Raw genomic sequence first — 19,121 nt, 5'->3', positions numbered from 1 at the left:
CATCGCCCCATCGCCCACTGAATGGTGTGGACGAGACGAGATGACGCAGGTACAGCTCGCGCAGGGGACATCGCCCCTGCTCGCTGTTCGCGACGTCAGCGTCGTGTTCGGCGGCATCGTTGCGCTCAACGGCGTGTCCTTCGACATGCACCAGGGCCAGATCCTCGGATTGATCGGCCCCAACGGCGCCGGCAAGACCACGCTGTTCAACTGCCTCTCCCGCCTCTATCAGCCGTCGTCCGGCGACATCCTGATGGATGGCGCGAGCATTTTGACGCGGCCGCCGCACCGCATCGCCGAGATCGGCATCGGCCGCACCTTCCAGAACGTAGCGCTGTTTCCGAACCTCTCGGTGATGGACAATGTCCGCGTCGGAACCCACGCCCGCACCTCCAGCGACATCATCAGCGACTCGCTGCGCCTTGCCTGGATTCGCCGCAGCGAAAGCAGCGTGAACAAGAAGGTGCACGAGATCCTCGCCTATCTCGACCTCGAGGACGTCGCCCACACCGTCGTGTCCGGCCTGCCCTTCGGCACGCAGAAGCGCGTCGAATTGGCGCGGGCGCTCGCGGCCGACCCGAAGATCCTGCTGCTCGACGAACCCGCCGGCGGCCTCAACCACGAAGAGGTCTACGTGCTCGGCGACCTCATCCGCAAAATCCGCGACGAGCGCCACATGACCGTGCTGCTGGTCGAGCATCACATGGGCCTCGTGATGTCGATCGCCGACCACGTCGTCGCGCTCAATTTCGGCAAGAAGCTCGCCGAAGGCACGCCCGCCCAGGTGCAGGCGGACCCCGACGTCATCAAGGCCTATCTCGGGAGCAAGGACCAATGACGACGCTGCTCAACGTCAAGGACCTGCGCGCCTATTACGGCCAGGTCCAGGCGCTCCATGGCCTGTCCTTCTCGCTCAACGAGGGCTCGTTGACGACGCTGCTCGGGGCCAACGGCGCCGGAAAGACCACGACGCTGCGCGCGATCTGCAACATGGTGCGCTCCACCGGCGGCATCGAGTTCGACGGCAAGCCGCTGAACAACAAATCGACCGAGAGCATCGTGCGGTTCGGCATCGCCCATGTGCCGCAGGGCCGCGGCACCTTCACCACCATGACGGTGGAGGAGAACCTGCAGTTAGGGGCCATCACCCGCAAGGACAATGCCGGCATCGTCTCCGACATCGAGCGCATGTATGCGCATTTCCCGGTGCTGAAGCAGCGGCACACCCAGCAGGCCGGCACGCTCTCCGGCGGCGAGCAGCAGATGCTCGCGGTCGCCCGCGCCTTGATGCTGCGGCCGCGGCTGATGCTGCTGGACGAGCCGTCCTTCGGCCTCGCGCCTCTCGTCGTGCGCGACCTGTTCGGCATCCTCGGCAAGATCAACCGCGAGGACAAGGTGTCGATCCTGGTGGTCGAGCAGAACGCCCAGCTCGCGCTCGAGCTCGCCGACCAGGCCTATGTGATCGAGACCGGCCGCATCGTGATGTCGGGCAATGCCAAGGACATCGCGAACAACGAAGAAATCCGCAAATCCTACCTGGGTTACTGAGGAGCCGGCACGATGGAGCTGTTTACCAACCAGGTGCTGGCCGGGATTGCCACCGGCGCCATCTACGCCTGCATGGCGCTTGCCGTGGTCATGATCTATCAGGCGATCGACCATCTCAACTTCGCGCAGGGCGAGATGGCGATGTTCTCGACCTTCATCTCCTGGCAGCTGATGCAATGGGGCGTGCCTTATTGGGGCGCCTTCATCATCACGCTGGCGTTCTCCTTCGTCGCCGGCATCGCGATCGAGCGCATCCTGTTCAAGCCGCTCGCGAAGGCACCTGTTCTGACCAACGTCGCCGGCTTCATCGCGCTGTTTGCGATCATCAACTCCTCGGCCGGCCTGATCTGGGACTTCACCATCAAGCAATATCCGACCCCGTTCGGCTCCGCGCCGTTCCTCGGCAGCCAGCTGATCTCGACCCACCAGGCCGGCATGATCGGCGTCACCGTGCTGCTGCTGCTCGGGCTGTATTTCTTCTTCCAGTACACCCGCATCGGCCTTGCCATGCGCGCCGCCGCCTCGGTGCCTGAATCGGCCCGCCTGGTCGGCATCAACACCAGCTGGATGATAGCGCTCGGCTGGGGCATGGCGACCGCGATCGGCGCGATCGCCGGCATGCTGATCGCGCCGGTGGTGTTCCTCGAGCCCAACATGATGGGTGGCGTGCTGATCTACGGCTTCGCCGCGGCCGTGCTCGGCGGCCTGACCAGCCCGTTCGGCGCCGTGGTCGGCGGCTTCCTGGTCGGCATCTTCGAGAACCTCGCCGGCACCTACATTCCCGGCGTCGGCAACGAGCTGAAACTCCCGATCGCGCTCGCGCTGATCATCTCCGTCCTGGTCGTCAAACCCGCTGGTCTGTTCGGCCGGCACATCGTCAAGCGAGTTTGATCATGAGCGCAGCAGAAGAAGTCGTCGCCGAAGGCCACGAGGCGGTCGAAGCCGTTCCGAAGCGGGCCATGACGCTGGGCACGGGCACCTCGGTGGTGGTGCTGTTGCTTCTCATCGCCGTTCCCCTGTTCGCGAAGAATTTCGTGATCTTCCAGCTGACCCAGTTGCTTTATCTGGGCCTCGCGGTGCTGGCGCTGAACATCCTGACCGGCGGCTCGGGGCAGTTCTCGCTCGGCCAGAGCGCGTTCTACGCCATCGGCGCCTACGTCACCGCTGTCATGATGGAGCAGTTCAACGTCCCCTACTTCCTCTGCCTTCCGGTCTCAGCCGTGCTGTGCTTCGGCGCGGGCTTCCTGTTCGGCCAGCCGGCGCTGCGGCTCTCCGGCGTCTACCTCGCGCTCGCGACCTTCGCGCTCGCCACCGCGATGCCGCAGCTTCTCAAGCTGAACTTCCTCGAGCACTGGACCGGCGGCGTGCAGGGCCTCGTCGTCACCAAGCCCGATGCGCCGTTCGGCCTGAAGATGTCGCAGGACATGTGGCTGTATTATTTCACGCTCGTCGTCGTGCTCGCGATCTACATCCTCTCGGTGAACTTGCTGCGCTCCCGCTCGGGCCGCGCCTTCATGGCGATCCGCGACAACGAGATCGCGGCCTCCGCCATGGGCATCAACGTCGCGCTCTACAAGACCCTCGCCTTCGGCGTCTCTGCCGCCATCACCGGCGTCGCCGGCGGCCTCAGCGCCATTGCGGTCCAGTTCGTCGCGCCCGACAGCTTCACCATCACGCTCGCGATCCAGCTGTTCCTCGGCATGGTCGTCGGCGGCGTCGGCTGGCTGCCCGGCTCGATCGTCGGCGCCGCCTTCATCATCTTCGTGCCGAACATCGCAGAGGGGATCTCCAAGGGCCTCTCCGGCGCCGTGTTCGGCGTGCTGCTGTTCCTCGTCATCTACCTCGTGCCCCATGGCGCAAGGCAAGCCGCAATCCTGGGCCAGCAACTCGCCGGACGGCTCAGAAGAAACTGAACCTGTTGAATTAAGGAAGGAGACCAAATTGCTTTTCGGAAGAACACTAAGAACCGCTGTCCTGATAACGGCGGTCGCAACTCTCACCTCCGGCGCAGCACTCGCCCAAAAGAAATACGACACCGGCGCGTCCGATACCGAGATCAAGATCGGCAACATCATGCCGTACAGCGGTCCGGCCTCGGCCTATGGCATCATCGGCAAGACCGAAGAAGCCTATATCAAGATGATCAACGACAAGGGCGGCATCAACGGCCGCAAGATCGTCTACGTCACCTATGACGACGGCTATTCGCCGCCGAAAGCGGTCGAGCAGGTCCGCAAGCTGGTCGAGAGCGACGAGGTGCTCGCCGTATTCAACCCGCTCGGCACGCCCTCGAACAGCGCGATCCAGAAATATCTCAACGCCAAGAAGATCCCGCAGCTGTTCGTCGCCACCGGCGCCACCAAGTGGAACGATCCGAAGAACTTCCCCTGGACCATCGGCTGGCAGCCCTCCTACCAGAGCGAAGCGCAGATCTACGCGAAATGGCTGATGAAGGAAAAGCCGAACGCCAAGGTCGCGATCCTCTACCAGAACGACGATTTCGGCAAAGACTACCTCAAGGGCACCAAGGAGGGTCTCGGCGCCAAGGCCGCGTCCATGATCGTCATGGAAGAGAGCTATGAGGTCTCCGAGCCGTCGATCGACGGCCACATCGTCAAGATCAAAGCCGCCAATCCCGACGTGCTGCTGATCTACGCGACGCCGAAGTTCGCGGCCCAGACCATCAAGAAGACCGCCGAGCTGAGCTGGCAGCCACTCCAGATCCTCACCAATGTGTCGATCTCGGTCGGCAGCGTGATGAAGCCGGCCGGCTTCGAGGCCTCGCAGGAGGTGCTGTCGGCAGCCTATGCCAAGGACTCCACCGACCCGCAGTGGAACAACGACCCCGGCATGAAGAAATGGAACGAGTTCGTCGACAAGTACATGCCTGGCGCCGACAAGACCGACACCGGCATGGTCTACGGCTATGGTGCCGCCTCGACCCTCGTCAAGACGCTGGAAATGTGCGGTGACGATCTCACCCGCGCCAACCTGATGAAGCAGGCCGCGAGCCTGAAGGACTTTGCACCGGACACGCTGCTGCCCGGCGTCAAGATCAACACCAGCGCCACCGACTTCGCCCCGATCTCGCAGCTCCAGATGCAGCGCTTCAAGGGCGAGAAGTGGGAACTCTTCGGCGAGATCATCAGCGGCGACGTGGCTCCGGAATAGGGCGCCGTCGCAAGAGTCCAGACTGCAAAGGCCCCCGCGGGCGATCGCGGGGGCTTTTTGTTGACGCCGTGCATCAATCTTGTTCAATGCGACGCCGATCCAGGTGGGGCAGGAGAGCAATGACTGTCGTTCGATTTCAGGCTGCGATGCTTTCAGCCGCATTTGCGTTGTGCACTGCGATGAGCAATCCCGCCTTGGCGCAGCAGAGCTACGACAGCGGCGCCTCCGATACCGAGATCAAGATCGGCAACATCATGCCCTATAGCGGCCCGGCCTCCGCCTACGCCGTGATCGGCAAGGCCGAGGAAGCCTATTTCAACAAGGTCAATGCCGAGGGCGGCGTCAACGGCCGCAAGATCAAGTTCATCTCGTATGATGACGGCTATTCGCCGCCGAAGACGGTGGAGCAGGCGCGCAAGCTCGTCGAGAGCGACAACGTGCTCTTGATCTTCGGCTCGCTCGGCACCTCCACCAACGGCGCCATCCGCAAATACATGAACGAGAAGAAGGTGCCGCAATTGTTCGTGGCGAGCGGCGCCTCGAAGTGGAACGATCCCAAGCAATATCCCTGGACCATGGGCTGGCAGCCGAGCTACGCGAGCGAAGCCAAGATCTACGCCAAATACATCATGAAGGAGAAGCCCGACGCGAAGATAGGCGTGCTCTACCAGAACGATGATTTCGGCAAGGACTATCTAAGAGGGCTGAAGGACGGGCTCGGCGCCAAGGCCGGGATGGTCGCGCTGGAGGAGCCCTACGACACCTCGGAGCCGGCGATCGACGAACACATCGTGAAGCTGAAGGCCTCCGGCGCCGATGTCTTCGTCAGCATCACCACGCCGAAATTCGCGGCGCAAGCGATCAAGAAGGCGGCCGAGATCAACTGGCATCCGGTCTACATCATCTCGAACGTCTCGGCGTCGGTCGGCGGCGTGATCGAGCCGGCGGGCTTCGAGATTTCGCAAGGCATCCTGTCGGCCAGCTATACCAAGGACGGCTCCGACCCGCAGTGGAATGCCGACGACGGCATGAAGAAGTTCTACGATTTCGTCGCGCAGTATGATCCGAAGGCCAACAAGCTCGATGCCGGCGTGGTGTTCGGCTATGCGGCCGCTCAGACCATGGTGAAGGTGCTGCAGATGTGCGGTGACGACCTCACCCGCGACAACGTCATGAAGCAGGCCGCTTCCCTGAAGGATTTCGAGCCGGACACGCTGTTGCCCGGCATCAAGATCAACACCGCGCCCGACAATTTCGCGCCGATCGAGCAGCTCCAGATGATGCGTTTCAAGGGCAAGTCGTGGGAATTGTTCGGCGACATCATCTCGAGTGACCCCGGCCATTGACGGCAACTCAGAATAGCTCGACGTCCATCGGGCAACCCAAGACAGTTTCGCCTTCGCAGTTGCACAGGACGAATTCCGGCCGTGCCTGACTACTAAAGACGAAGCCCCTGTGACAACGTCACGGGGGCTTTCTGTTGAAGGCATCAGGCAAATCGTATTGAATTGCGGCTGCGCGGCCCAAGAACAATCACGACAAGAAAAGGAGCGCACACACACCAAGAAAATATAGGGAGATTGGAATGCCCGCTGTCACCGGCAAGCTTGCGGCCGCGTCACTGGCGCTCGCGCTCATTGCGGCCACGACCTCCATCGCGTCGGCCCAGAAGAAATACGATACCGGCGCGACCGATACCGAGATCAAGATCGGCAACATCATGCCCTACAGCGGACCGGCCTCCGCCTACGGCATCATCGGACGGACCGAAGCCGCCTATTTCAAGAAGATCAACGACGAAGGCGGCATCAACGGCCGCAAGATCAACTTCGTCTCCTACGATGACGCCTATTCGCCGCCGAAGGCCGTGGAGCAGGCGCGCAAGCTGGTTGAGAGCGACGAAGTGCTGTTCATCTTCAACTCGCTCGGCACGCCCTCGAATTCGGCGATCCACAAATACATGAACTCCAAGAAGGTGCCGCAGCTGTTCGTCGCGACCGGCGCCACCAAGTGGAACGATCCGCAGAACTTCCCGTGGACGATGGGATGGCAGCCGAATTACCAGAGCGAGACGCAGATCTATGCGAAGTGGCTGCTCAAGAACAAGCCTGACGCCAAGATCGCGGTGCTCTACCAGAACGACGATTACGGCAAGGACTATCTCAAGGGCCTGAAGGACGGCCTCGGTGCCAAGGCTGCCTCGATGATCGTCATGGAGGAGAGCTATGAGACCTCCGAGCCGACCATCGACAGCCACATCGTCAAGCTGCGGTCGACGAACGCCGATGTCTTCATGAACATCACCACGCCGAAATTCGCCGCGCAGGCGATCAAGAAGAACGCCGAGATCGGCTGGAAGCCGCTGCACTTCCTCAACAACGTGTCGGCCTCCGTCGGCAGCGTAATGAAGCCCGCCGGTTACGAGAACGGCCAGGACATCATCTCCGCCGACTATCTCAAGGACGTGTCCGATCCGGAGTGGAAAAACGATCCCGGCATGAAGGAATTTCAGGCTTTCATGGACAAATACTTTCCGGAAGGCGACAAGCTCGACAAGGGCACCATTGTCGGCTTCGCCGTGGCGCAGACGCTGGTCCAGGTGCTGAAGCAGTGCGGCGATGATCTCACGCGCGAGAACATCATGAAGCAGGCCGCCAGCCTGAAGAACTTCCGAACCGAGGCGCTGCTGCCGGGTATCCAGATCAACACGGGGCCGAACGACTTTGCGCCGATCAGCCAGCTCCAACTCGAGAAGTTCAAGGGCGAGCGCTGGGAACTGTTCGGTGACGTGATCAGCGCCGACGCCGGCGGCTAGCCCCAATCGGAAACACGACGATAAAAGCCCCCTGCGAGATGATCGCAGGGGGTTTTGCTTGCGCGCCGATTATGATCACGCGATTGCACAATCGAATGATGGTAAAGCCTGCTTACCCTTTGGCGTCCAATGCGCTAGGCAGGGGAATGGCGACGTGCTCGCCACAGCTCTAGTCTGCTCACGAGTTTGCCGAAGGCCACCGTCATGACCGACCGACGCCCCCTGCTCCGCGCGCTCTACGACGCCGCCGTTGCCGCGGCCCATCCCAATACGATCCTGGCGCCGCACTTGCGCCCCGCGCCCAAGGGCCGCGTGATCTGCCTCGCTGCCGGCAAGGGCGCCGCCGCGATGGCCGCAGCCGCGGAGCGGCACTATCTCGACACGCTCGAGCTCGCGCCGGAGCGCCTCCTCGGCATCGCCACCACGCGCCACGGCTATGGCGTGCCGACGCGCCGCATCCGCGTCGTCGAGGCCGGACATCCCGTTCCGGATGAGGCTGGCCTCAAGGGCGCGGCCGACACGCTCGCGCTCGCCGGCGAGGCCGGCCCGGACGATCTGCTGCTGGTGCTGCTCACCGGCGGCGGCTCGGCGAACTGGATCGCCCCGGTCGACGGCATCAACTTCGCGCAGAAGCAGGCGGTCAACAAGGCGCTGCTTCGCTCGGGCGCACCGATCGGCGAGATGAATATCGTCAGAAAGCATCTGTCGCGCATCAAGGGCGGGCGGCTGGCGCGCGCCGGCAAGAATGCCGCCGAGATCGTGACGCTCGCGATCTCGGATGTGCCGCATGACGACCCTTCCGCGATCGCCTCGGGGCCGACCGTGCCGGATCCAACCACGCTGGCCGATGCGCGCGCGATCGTCGCAAAGTACAAGCTCGCCGTCGACGATACCGTGCGCCGCGCGCTCGACGATCCTGCCAATGAAAGCTGCAAGCCCGGCGACGCCGCGTTTACCCACGCCCATTTCGAATTGATCGCGCGTCCCAAGCAGTCGCTCGACGCCGCGGTGAAGCTCGCGAAGGAAGCCGGCTACGAGACCGTCGATCTCGGCGCCGATCTCGAAGGCGAGGCGCGCGACGTCGCCGCCGGTCACGCGCAGCTCGCGCTCCAGGCCCGCGCGCAAGGCAAGCGCGTCGCGATCCTCTCCGGCGGCGAGCTCACGGTCACCGTCCGCGGCAATGGCCGCGGCGGCCCCAACCAGGAATACGCGCTGGCGCTCGCCTCCCTGTTGAAGGACACGCCTGACATCTCGGCGCTTGCCGGCGACACCGACGGCGCCGACGGCGGCGCCGGCCATCCCACCGATCCCGCCGGCGCGCTGATCGACGCAGCGACGTTTGCCAAGATGACGGCGCAGGGGCTGGCACCCCAGGCATATCTGGACAACAACGACGCGACGACGTTCTTCGAGGCGACGGGCGATCTGCTACAGCCTGGCCCGACGCTGACCAATGTGAACGACATCAGGGTGATCCTCGTCGACTGACGCCGCCTCCGCCCCAGGCCGGTCCGCCGGTGATTCCGGGATCGCCATGGTTAACGATCTCTGAGTTCTCGCCGGACACAGCCAATGGCGTCACCGGCGCTGCCGCCCTTAACCTCCCGTTCGCCGCAGTTTCAGGAACAAGCCCCCGATCCGGGCAAATCGTTGGGCTCGTTCACCATCGCCTGCTCTAATGCGCGCTTGGGGACAACGCGCATGGCTGAGAGTGACCAGGAGACGGCAGGCGTCGATGCGCTCGCGCTTGGCGAGCTGCTCACGTGCGCCACCAATAATCTGTGGCTCGGCATCATCCTGTTCAGCAGCGACCGCAAGGTCATCTTCTGCAATCCGCGTTACCGCGAAATGTACGCGCTCTCACCCGAACAGGTTCGCCCGGGCACGCCAATCAAGGATCTGATCGCACATCGGCTAAAGCTGGGCCTGAACATTCGTGGCGAAGCCGGCGCCTATATCCGGGCCCGCACCGAAGGCTCCATCGCCAGCGAAAAGACCGTCCAGCAATTCGCCGACGGAAAGATCATCGCCTACACCATCCACCCCCTGCCCGGCGGCGGCGGCATGGCGACCCACGAGGACATCACCGAGCGCGAAGAGCTCAGTGCGCGGCTCCAGGAGCGCAATCTCCAGTTCGACACCGCGGTCAACAACATGTCGCACGGGCTTTGCTTCTTCGACGCGGGCCATCGGCTGCTGGTCTGCAACACGCACTACATCGACATGTACGGCCTGCCGCCCGAGCGCGTTCGTCCGGGCACGCCGCTCTCGGAGATCCTGGACCTGCGCTTCGAAGCCGGCAGCGTGCCGGCGATGACGCGAGAGGAATATGCCAAATGGCGGACCGGTGTCGCCACGTCGGCCGAGGCCACCGACAGCATCGTCGAGATGCGGAACGGACGCACTTTCAAGATCAGGCACCGGCCGATGCCCGATCTCGGCTGGGTCGCAACCCACGAAGACATCACCGAGCAGCGGAAGGCGGAGCTGCGGATCGCACATATGGCGCATCACGATGCGCTGACGGACCTCGCCAATCGTGTCCTGCTCGGCCAGCGGCTCGAGCAGGCGCTCGAACAGGGCGCAATGTTCGCGGTCCATCACATCGATCTCGACAAGTTCAAGGCCGTCAATGACACCCTCGGCCATCAGGCCGGCGACAGCCTGCTCCAGGACGTCAGCCGCCGCCTCAGGCGGCTCGCGCGCGATAGCGATACGATCGCACGCATGGGCGGCGATGAGTTCGTGATCCTCCAGATGCCGATGTCCGACCAGAGCGAAGCGGAGGCGCTGGCGCGCGACGTCGTCGGCGCGTTGAGCGCGCCGTTCGGGCTCGACGGACACCAGGCCCTCGCAAGCGCGAGCATCGGCATCGCCATTGCCCCGCGCGACGGCGCGACGCCCGAGCAACTCCTGCATAATGCCGATCTCGCTTTGTATCGCGCAAAAAGCGATGGTCGCGGCATGCACCGCTTCTTCGAACCGGCCATGGACGAAGAGGCGCAAAACCGCCGTGCGCTGGAGTTCGACCTGCGCAACGGCCTTGCGGCCGGCGAGTTCGAGTTGCACTACCAGCCGATCGTGAAAACCGACGGGCGTGAGATCAGCGGGTTCGAGGCCTTGATCCGCTGGCGGCATCCGCGGCGCGGACTGGTGCCGCCGGGCAGCTTCATCCCGTTCGCGGAGGAGATCGGCTTGATCGTTCCGATCGGGGAGTGGGTGATCCGGCAGGCCTGCGCCACTGCGAGCCGGTGGCCAAACCATCTGCACATCGCCATCAACATCTCGGCCGTGCAATTCCGCCAGCCGGGTCTGACCGAGGTGATCGTGGGCGCGCTGGCAGCCACCGGCCTCGATCCGGGGCGGCTGGAGATCGAGATCACGGAAAGCGTGCTGATACAGGACCGGAATGGCGCGCTCGCGACGCTGCACCAGCTCCGCGCGCTGGGCATCAGGATCGCCATGGACGATTTCGGCACCGGCTATTCGTCACTGACCTATTTGCAGTGCTTCCCGTTCGACAAGATCAAGATCGACCGGTCTTTCGTCGGCGGCGTCGGTAACGATACCGGATCCCTCAGCATCGTGCGCGCGGTGGCGGCGCTGGCGCACGGGATGGGCATGACGACCACGGCCGAGGGCGTGGAGACTGACGAGCAGCGCGACCGGATCACGGCGGAAGGCTGCACGGAAATGCAGGGCTACTTGTTCAGCCCTCCCCTGCCCGCCGCGGAAATCGAGCGCCGCTTCCTCACTGCGGAAGTGCCCGCCATGCCCGACCGGTTCGCCGCGGCATAGCCGCGTCGTCACCGGGACAGTGGCGACCTCAAAACTCGTTGGCGATCTTCGAGAGCATCTCGAGCAGGGCTTCGCGGTTGGCCTGACCCAGAAGCTCGTTCAGTCGCGACTCGTGCTTGGTGGCGACCAGCTTCTTGGCCCGCGTCAGCACGGCCTTGCCCTTGTCGGTCAGCACCAGGATGTGCGAGCGGCGGTCGTTGGTGGAGCGGATCCGGGCGCAGAGGTCGCGGCTCTCGAGATTGTCGAGCATGGCGACGAAGTTCGGCCTGAGGATGCCGAGGGTCGAGGCGATCTCGGTCTGATTCCGGCCCGGATTCTTCTCGACCAGCAGCAGCACCGAGAACTGCGCCGGCGTCAGCTGGAGCGAGGCCATGCAGCGCAGGAAGTTTTCGAACACCTTGAGCTGTGCCCGCTTCAGCACGTAGCCGAGCTGTTCGGAGAGCTCGCCGAGCTGGAGGGCTTCGGGCAGGCCTTCGGGAGCATCCTTGCGGCCCTTGGCCGCGTTGGACGCCTTTTCAGAAGACTTTTCAGCGGCTTTGGAAACGGTCATCGCCTCGTGCTCGTAATCCCGCTAAATTCGGGGCAGGCCGTCCTGCCTCCCCTTGATGTTATATTTGATAATTGTTATGAACCATATCAAATATCGTCAGCGTATTTCAATGGCTGTGAGGGACCATCCACCGCAATTGCGGAGACCGGTCCCTAATCTTTAAGGGGGAGCGTCGGGTCTTGAACACCACCATCATGCTGTTCCTGCTGCAGGACGGCATCACCAATGGCGCGATCTATGCGCTGCTCGGCCTGGCGCTGGTGCTGGTGTTCGCCGTCACCCGCGTCATCCTCATCCCCCAGGGCGAGTTCGTCACCTATGGCGCGCTGACCTACGCCTCGCTGGCCTCCGGCCAGATGCCGGGCACGGCCAAGCTCGCGCTGGCCATGGGCATCGTCGCCTGCGCTTTCGACCTGTTCGTGGCGCGCAAGGCGCTGCATGCGCGGCTAGTCCTGCGCTCATTCTTCGCCAATATCGTGCTGCCCGCGATCGTGCTGGCGGTGACCCTCTATTTCGCTGCCCAGAAGCCGCCGGTCGCGGTCTGCATCGCGCTGTCGCTGGTGATCGTGGCGATGATCGGCCTCTATCTTTACCGCATCGCGTTCCAGCCGCTGGCGCATACCTCGGTGCTGGTGCTGCTGATCGCCTCGGTCGGCGTGCATCTGGCGCTTCAGGGGCTGGGCCTCTTGTTCTTCGGCGCCGAGGGCCAGCGCGGACCGGCTGTGCTCTCCGGCGCGTTTACCGCGGGCTCGCTACGCTTCACCGGCCAGAGCCTCACGGTCTACGGCATCACCATCGCCTTCATCGTCGGGCTCTGGCTGTTCTTCGGCCTCACCCTTTACGGCAAGGCGCTGCGCGCCACCGCCGTCAACCGGCTGGGTGCGCGTCTCGCCGGCATCCGCACCACGCTGTCGGGCCAGATCGCCTTCCTGCTGGCCTCCGTGATCGGCGCGCTGTCGGGCATCATGATCGTGCCGATCACGACGCTCTACTATGACTCGGGCTTCCTGATCGGCCTGAAAGGCTTTGTCGCCGCGATCATCGGCGGCCTCGTCAGCTATCCCCTTACGGCCGGCGCCGCGCTGGTCGTCGGCATCGTCGAGGCGTTCTCGTCCTTCTATGCCTCCAACTACAAGGAGGTGATCGTTTTCATGCTCCTGATCCCCGTGCTGCTGCTGCGCTCGCTCGCCGCGCCCGCCGTCGAAGAAGAGAAGGACTGAAGCTAAGATGCAGAGCCGGCTTCCCATCCTCGTCTTCGCGCTCGTCATGGCGGCGATCCCGTTCGTACCTAGCATGCCGCCGTTCTGGATCGTGCTGCTCGACAATATCGGCCTCGCCGCACTGGTCGCGATGGGCCTCGTGCTGCTGACCGGTGTCGGCGGCCTCACCTCGTTTGGTCAAGCCGCCTTCGTCGGCTTCGGCGCCTACACCACGGCGGTGCTGACGACGAGCTACGGCCTGTCGCCGTGGCTGACCCTGCCGCTGTCGCTGGTGGTCAGCGGGCTGTTCGCGGTGCTGCTCGGCCTGATCACGGTCCGCCTCTCCGGCCATTACCTGCCACTCGGCACGCTCGCCTGGGGACTCGGCCTGTTCTACCTCTTCAGCAAGCTGGAATTCCTCGGGCGTAACGACGGCGTCTCGGCGATTCCGCCGCTGTCGATCGGCACGTTCAAGATGCTCTCGCCCGGCTCGATCTATTACGCGATCTGGGTCGCCGTCCTCGTCTCGGCCCTGCTCACCATGAATCTGCTGGACTCCCGCACCGGCCGCGCCATCCGCGCGCTCAGGCGCGGCCATGTCGCCGCCGAAGCCTTCGGCGTTCACACCCCGCGCGCAAAACTCCTGGTGTTCATCCATGCCGCCGTGCTCGCCGGACTCTCCGGCTGGCTCTACGCCCATCTCCAGCGCGCGGTGACGCCGACGCCGTTCGGCGCGCATGCCGGCATCGAATATCTCTTTATCGCGGTGGTCGGCGGCGCCGGCTATGTCTGGGGCGGCGTGCTCGGCGCGGCGATCGTCGTGATCCTGAAAGAGGTGCTGCAAAGCTATCTGCCGCTGATCCTTCCCGGCTCCGGCCAGGTCGAGACCATCGTGTTCGGCATCATGCTGGTGGCCCTGCTCCAGCTTGCCCCCGGCGGCGTCTGGCCCTGGCTGATGGCGTTCTTCCCCGAGCGCACCGGCGGCAGGAAGCCGGATACCTCCCTGAAGCTCGAGACCCGCCCCCGCTTGCCCGGGCAGGGGAGCGTCCTGCTCCAGGTCGAGAAGGCGCGCAAGCAATTCGGCGGCGTGGTCGCGGTCAACAACGTTTCTTTCGACGTCCAGGCTCGCGAGATCGTCGCGCTGATCGGACCGAACGGCGCCGGCAAGAGCACCACCTTCAACCTGATCACCGGCGTGTTGTCGGCAACCTCGGGCTCGATCTCGGTGCTCGGCAGGAAGGTCGACCGCGCGCCGCCGCAGGAGATCGTCAAGCTCGGCATTTCCCGCACCTTCCAGCACGTCAAGCTGGTGCCCGACATGACCGTGCTGGAGAATGTCGCCATCGGCGCGCATCTGCGCGGCCAATCCGGGCCGCTCGCCTCGATGTTGCGGCTCGATCGCGCCGATGAGGCGAAGCTGCTCGCGGAAGCCGCGCGCCAGATCGAGCGCGTCGGCCTCGCTGAGCAGATGCATCAGCTCGCGGGCAGCCTGTCGCTGGGCCAGCAGCGCATCGTCGAGATCGCGCGGGCGCTCTGCGTCGATCCGCTGCTGCTGCTGCTCGACGAGCCGGCCGCCGGCCTGCGCCACATGGAGAAGCAGCAGCTCGCGAAATTGCTGCGCGATTTGCGCGACGGCGGCATGAGCGTGCTGCTGGTCGAGCACGACATGGGCTTCGTGATGAACCTGGCCGACCGCATCGTGGTGCTCGATTTCGGCACCAAGATCGCGGAAGGCACGCCCGCAACGATCAAGACCAATCCCGAAGTGATCAAAGCCTATCTCGGAGTGGCGGCATGAGCGCGCTGTTGTCCGTCACCGACGCGCATGTCGCCTATGGCAAGGTCGAGGCCGTGCGCTCGGTTACGCTCGAAGTCGGCAAGAACCAGATCGTCACCATCGTCGGCGCCAACGGCGCCGGCAAGACCACGCTGCTGTCGGCCATCATGGGCATCCTGCCGCTGAAGGGCCGCGTCGCCTTTGCGGGCCAGGATCTCGCCCGGCTGGACATCGAGGACCGCGTCGCGATGGGGCTCGGCCTCGTGCCGGAGCACCGGGAATTGTTCGTGACCATGAATGTCGAGGACAATCTCGAGCTGGGCGCCTTCCGCATCGAGAAGAGCAGGGCGAAGGCCTCGATCGAGCGGATCTACACGCTGTTTCCGCGCCTCAAGGAGCGCCGCAAGCAGCTTGCCGGCACCCTCTCCGGCGGCGAGCAGCAGATGCTGGCGATGGGGCGCGCGCTGATGGGCGAGCCAAAACTGCTGATGCTGGACGAGCCGAGCCTCGGCCTTGCGCCGATCATCGTCGCCGACATCTTCCGCATCGTCACCGAGCTGCGCGCCAGCGGCGTCTCCGTGCTGCTGGTCGAGCAGAACGCGCAGGCCGCGCTGAAGATCGCCGACCAGGCCTATGTGATGGAGCTCGGCGAATTCGTGCTGAGCGGCAAGGCCAGCGACATTGCGGCAAATGAGCGGGTGGCGGCGAGCTATCTCGGCTTCCAGCACGAAGGCGCAAGCGCGTTGTAGCCTCTCAATTGAGCATGATCTTTTCGGAAAACCGGTTCACGCTTTGCGCTAGCGCGGCCCTCCGGGTCCGGATCATGCTCCTGCGCGCTTCGCCGTCCCGGCAAAGCCCCAGGCGGCGATCGCGGCCATCAGCAGCGAGATCAGCACGTTGTAGCCGGCAAGCGAGAGGCCGAGGAAGCGCCACTGCACCTCGTCGCAGCGCACCACCTTGACGGTATCGAGCCGCGACAGCAGATCGCCGGCGCTGCCGAGGTTGACGACCGGACCGGAGCAATCGGTCGGCCCCTTCCAAAATCCCCATTCGACGCCGGAATGGTAGGTGCCGAGGCCGGCATTGGCGAGCGTCGCCAGCGCGAGGATCGCCAGTCCCGCCAGCAGCAGCGGCCGCGGCGCGCCGCTCCGCGCCGCAAGCACCGTGACCACCCCGACCGGAATCGCGAGATAATAGGCGTAGCGCTGCTCGAGACAGAGCGGACAGGGCAGGATCTCCAGGACGAGCTGGAAGAACCAGGCGCCCGCGATCGTCGCCGCCGCAATCAGGGTGACGGCCAGCGCGGCGGTGAGCGCAGGGCTGCGCGCAGCCGGTCGAAACGCAGGTATTGCAGCACTTTGGGTCGTCACGGCGGCCTCTTTCGGATGGGGCGTCGCACTATATTTTAGCGCGTTTTCTTCACGCGAACCGGTATCCATTTCGCTCGAAAACGCTATTAGCCTCTAACCCCGGCCCAAGCCCCTGTCGAGAACGGCGGGGATCACTTTGGCGCGGGTTGACCCCGTCTTTCCCATGGCTATAGTCCGCCGGCTTCGCGACGCCCTCCACCGGAGGTGGCCGACCGAGGGCCCCTGTGGCGGAACTGGTAGACGCGCTCGACTCAAAATCGAGTTCCGCAAGGAGTGCTGGTTCGATTCCGGCCAGGGGCACCAGTACGATGTTACCTTTTACTTCAAAATTGATTAGCAGTTTCAAAGCCATGCATCTGCATGGTTTTCCATTTTACTGCTCTATTTGTTCCGAAATTGAGAACCTAACTGACGCGCTCGGTGTGAGTACGATTCCGCTTTCGGGCACGCGTACTCACACCACTCGCTTGCGCATTTTCACACGCATGATTCAATGAACGGCATAAAAGCCAATCTAAAATTTCTATGTCAGCAAACATGCGAGCAAAGTTTCTTATCGAATCTATAACTCAGCATTCGACTGTTGAAGTTTTGAAAATGCGCGCCGTACCCAAGTCGAGCGTCTATCCGGAAGACGGCTCAGACGAAGACAATACTTATGCAAAGTTCTCTCCGTCAGCATCGCTCGAAATTACGCTCGCGAACACGCCAACCGAATAGGTCGCCGCATGCAAGCTCGTTTCCTTGATGAAGATCCCGTCCGGCCAAATGCGATTGAGCACAAATGCGAAGAAATCTTTGACGGAGATCGACTGGAGCAAAGGTACAACTACCTCATTTACCACTTCGAACTTAGCGGCTCCTACTTTTGGGCGAGAGCCTATCTGGACGACATCAAGAGCGTGTCGCTGCATGGTCCTTTTGAGAGCAGAGCAACAATGAGGCCGGTTGAGGGGTCCCCCGACGAGGCGGTGATTGCCTACTTGAAACGCAGATTTTGGAATATCCAAACTTTGCAGACGGATGGATACGCGCGGCTATAGTACCGCGCACCATCACCCGCCAAAACGCCCTAAACCCTGTGAGTAGGAGTGTGAGTACGCTCTGCATTGCACCATAAAATCTACAAGTTTATTCAGATACTTGTAAAATCAGTTAGGTTTCGGCCAGGGGCACCAAATTTTGCTATTAGATCCAAAATAGCGAACAATCCGGCATCGACACAAAGCGGACACGCCGACGGCCATCCTTCGCGTGCGCGATGTACACAACCATGCGCCGGCGCTAATGCGCGGCGATGCCCGCGCTCTCGATCACCCGCTTGTAGCGCGCGGTCTCCTCGACGATGAACGGACCCATCTCGGCCGGCCCCTTGTCGGCGATCGACACTTGGCCGTTGGTGGCGATGTCCGCGACGATGCCGGGGTCAGCGAGCACGGCGGCCAGCGCCTCAGAGAGCCTACCCACGATTCTCGGGTCGGTCCCGGCCGGGACCGAGACCCAGGTCGAGCCGACACTGACGGCGTCCGGGTAACCGGCCTCCAGCACCGTCGGCGCGTCGGGCAGCGCAGCCAGCCGCGCCGTGCCGGTGGTGCCGAGCACCTTGACCTTGCCGGTGTCGATCAGCGGCCTGAGCACGGCGAGGTAATCGAAGGAGACGTCCAGGATGCCCGACATCATGTCGGTCATCTGGCTCGAGCCCGACTTGTAGGGCACGTGGGTCAGCTTGATGCCGGCGGCCGCCTGGAACATCTCGCCGGCAAGGTGCTGGGCGGTGCCGGGGCCGGGGGAGCCGAAATTGACCTTGCCCGGGTTCGCCTTCGCGTAGGCGACGAACTCAGCCAGCGTGTTGTAGGGCGCTGTAGCGGTGGCGACGAGGATCTGGTTCGCCGAGCTCACGCCGCGGATATGGACGTAGCTCGTGAGCGGGTCGTAGTTGAGCTTCGTCAGCCCCAGGTTCGGCTGGATCGTCATCGGTCCGCCGGAGGCGTAGAGCACGGTGTAGCCGTCGGGCTGAGCCCGGGCAACGAACTCCGTCCCGATGGTCCCGCCGGCGCCGGGTCGGTTCTCCACCACCACGGGCTGCCCAAGCCGCGTCCGCAGCAGCTCCGCGATCTTGCGCGAGACGAGGTCGGTGACGCCGCCGGCTCCAAACGGCACCACCCAGGTGATCGCGCGGTTCGGCCAGGATTCCGCGGCCGTCTGGGCCCCCGCGGCGCCCGCCTGGAGCACCAGCGTCGTCGCGGCGACGAGACACAGGAACTGACGATAGCCGCGCTGGACGAAGAGTCCGAAGTCCATGGATGCAGTCCCTCCCTCGTTGCGGCATGGCGTTTATGGCCATGTTGACCGAAGGCTACAGACTTGAGTCTCTTCCAACCATTGGCGCAATCCGAGCATCTCTTTTGCAAAATATGAAAAGATCGATGCATCGCCTTCAGGCCATGGAGCTGCTTGTCAGCACCATCCGCGAGAGCTTCTCTGCCGCCGACCACAGCGCCGGGCTCGCTGCGGCGCACAACCTCTCCGTTTGTCTGAGGCCCTCTGGAAGAGGGCGATCTCCGCGCAGGCCCCACCAAATTACCTATTGCCGGGAAAGAGCCCGCACGCGTAAGTTGTCGCCGCGGGGAGCGTCCCTCGTCTTAAAACATAGAAAAATTTGGGGCATTGGAAATGAGCTACAAGGCATTGATGGCAGCGGCTGTCCTGGCGTTTGCCGGGCTGAACAGTGCTTCGGCGACTGTTATAAACGACACGAACCTCACGGCGGGATGGCATAACGGCACTGGTACGGTTGATGGCCATTTCACGGTCGATCAGGAAAATGGTGTCGAGCTGGGATTGCGTGCAGCAATTCGTTTCATCGGACCGATCACGCCCTCCGGCAACGTGT

General features: G+C 63.5%; 15 protein-coding genes and 1 tRNA gene. 13 read left to right on the top strand and 3 right to left on the bottom strand.

All coding sequences use genetic code 11. The features are described from left to right. Positions 1–40: 40 nt before the first annotated feature. The 9 genes from ACWAT4_RS05235 to ACWAT4_RS05195 all read left to right on the top strand — a co-directional run bounded on the left by ACWAT4_RS05235 (position 41) and on the right by ACWAT4_RS05195 (position 11,332). Positions 41–838: an ABC transporter ATP-binding protein gene (locus ACWAT4_RS05235; RefSeq protein ID WP_449729978.1), complete on the top strand. Its 798-nt coding sequence runs from the start codon at positions 41–43 to the stop codon at positions 836–838. After that, positions 835–1,548 (top strand): ABC transporter ATP-binding protein, encoded by a 714-nt coding sequence (locus tag ACWAT4_RS05230; protein ID WP_212298422.1) that lies wholly within the window; start codon positions 835–837, stop codon positions 1,546–1,548. Before ACWAT4_RS05235 ends, ACWAT4_RS05230 begins: the two co-directional genes overlap by 4 nt. Before the next feature lie 12 nt (positions 1,549–1,560). After that, complete coding sequence (locus ACWAT4_RS05225) at positions 1,561–2,439, top strand: branched-chain amino acid ABC transporter permease (RefSeq protein WP_212298423.1); 879 nt, start codon at positions 1,561–1,563, stop codon at positions 2,437–2,439. A gap of 2 nt (positions 2,440–2,441) precedes the next feature. Then, on the top strand, positions 2,442–3,461 hold the full coding sequence (locus tag ACWAT4_RS05220; protein ID WP_212298424.1) for a branched-chain amino acid ABC transporter permease: 1,020 nt from the start codon (positions 2,442–2,444) through the stop codon (positions 3,459–3,461). A gap of 28 nt (positions 3,462–3,489) precedes the next feature. Continuing rightward, positions 3,490–4,719: an ABC transporter substrate-binding protein gene (locus tag ACWAT4_RS05215; RefSeq protein ID WP_449729977.1), complete on the top strand. Its 1,230-nt coding sequence runs from the start codon at positions 3,490–3,492 to the stop codon at positions 4,717–4,719. Positions 4,720–4,838: 119 nt separating this feature from the next. After that, positions 4,839–6,065 (top strand): ABC transporter substrate-binding protein, encoded by a 1,227-nt coding sequence (locus ACWAT4_RS05210; RefSeq protein ID WP_212426333.1) that lies wholly within the window; start codon positions 4,839–4,841, stop codon positions 6,063–6,065. 239 nt (positions 6,066–6,304) lie between these two features. After that, a complete protein-coding gene (locus ACWAT4_RS05205; protein WP_212426334.1) occupies positions 6,305–7,534 on the top strand; it encodes an ABC transporter substrate-binding protein in 1,230 nt (409 codons plus the stop codon). 204 nt (positions 7,535–7,738) lie between these two features. Next, complete coding sequence (locus ACWAT4_RS05200) at positions 7,739–9,022, top strand: glycerate kinase type-2 family protein (RefSeq protein ID WP_449729976.1); 1,284 nt, start codon at positions 7,739–7,741, stop codon at positions 9,020–9,022. Positions 9,023–9,235: 213 nt separating this feature from the next. Further along, positions 9,236–11,332, top strand: coding sequence for an EAL domain-containing protein (locus tag ACWAT4_RS05195; protein WP_212446072.1), 2,097 nt, complete (start codon positions 9,236–9,238; stop codon positions 11,330–11,332). Positions 11,333–11,360: 28 nt separating this feature from the next. Here ACWAT4_RS05195 and ACWAT4_RS05190 read toward each other — a convergent pair whose 3' ends face one another. Then, positions 11,361–11,882, bottom strand: a complete 522-nt coding sequence (locus tag ACWAT4_RS05190; protein WP_212298430.1) for a MarR family winged helix-turn-helix transcriptional regulator — start codon at positions 11,880–11,882, stop codon at positions 11,361–11,363. 179 nt (positions 11,883–12,061) lie between these two features. Between ACWAT4_RS05190 and ACWAT4_RS05185 the strand changes: the two genes are divergently transcribed. From ACWAT4_RS05185 to ACWAT4_RS05175, 3 genes are read left to right on the top strand one after another with little or no spacing between them, the layout of a single operon-like run. Next, the gene (locus ACWAT4_RS05185; protein ID WP_212298431.1) at positions 12,062–13,102 is read left to right on the top strand and encodes a branched-chain amino acid ABC transporter permease; all 1,041 of its coding nucleotides are present in this window, start codon (positions 12,062–12,064) and stop codon (positions 13,100–13,102) included. Positions 13,103–13,109: 7 nt separating this feature from the next. After that, positions 13,110–14,879, top strand: a complete 1,770-nt coding sequence (locus ACWAT4_RS05180) for a branched-chain amino acid ABC transporter ATP-binding protein/permease (RefSeq protein ID WP_212298432.1) — start codon at positions 13,110–13,112, stop codon at positions 14,877–14,879. Then, positions 14,876–15,607, top strand: a complete 732-nt coding sequence (locus ACWAT4_RS05175; protein ID WP_212426337.1) for an ABC transporter ATP-binding protein — start codon at positions 14,876–14,878, stop codon at positions 15,605–15,607. The genes ACWAT4_RS05180 and ACWAT4_RS05175 overlap by 4 nt, the downstream gene beginning before the upstream one ends. 72 nt (positions 15,608–15,679) lie before the next feature. Here ACWAT4_RS05175 and ACWAT4_RS05170 read toward each other — a convergent pair whose 3' ends face one another. Further along, positions 15,680–16,228: a disulfide bond formation protein B gene (locus ACWAT4_RS05170; RefSeq protein WP_212298434.1), complete on the bottom strand. Its 549-nt coding sequence runs from the start codon at positions 16,226–16,228 to the stop codon at positions 15,680–15,682. Positions 16,229–16,446: 218 nt separating this feature from the next. Between ACWAT4_RS05170 and ACWAT4_RS05165 the strand changes: the two genes are divergently transcribed. Beyond that, positions 16,447–16,531: transfer RNA gene (locus ACWAT4_RS05165), tRNA-Leu, on the top strand. 981 nt (positions 16,532–17,512) lie between these two features. Here ACWAT4_RS05165 and ACWAT4_RS05160 read toward each other — a convergent pair. Continuing rightward, complete coding sequence (locus ACWAT4_RS05160; protein WP_449729975.1) at positions 17,513–18,529, bottom strand: Bug family tripartite tricarboxylate transporter substrate binding protein; 1,017 nt, start codon at positions 18,527–18,529, stop codon at positions 17,513–17,515. Between the last annotated feature and the right edge of the window lie 592 nt (positions 18,530–19,121).

This window comes from Bradyrhizobium sp. T-1 (assembly GCF_053592855.1).
Note: the sequence above shows the minus strand (reverse complement) of the source record. Positions and strands in the feature narration are given on the sequence as shown.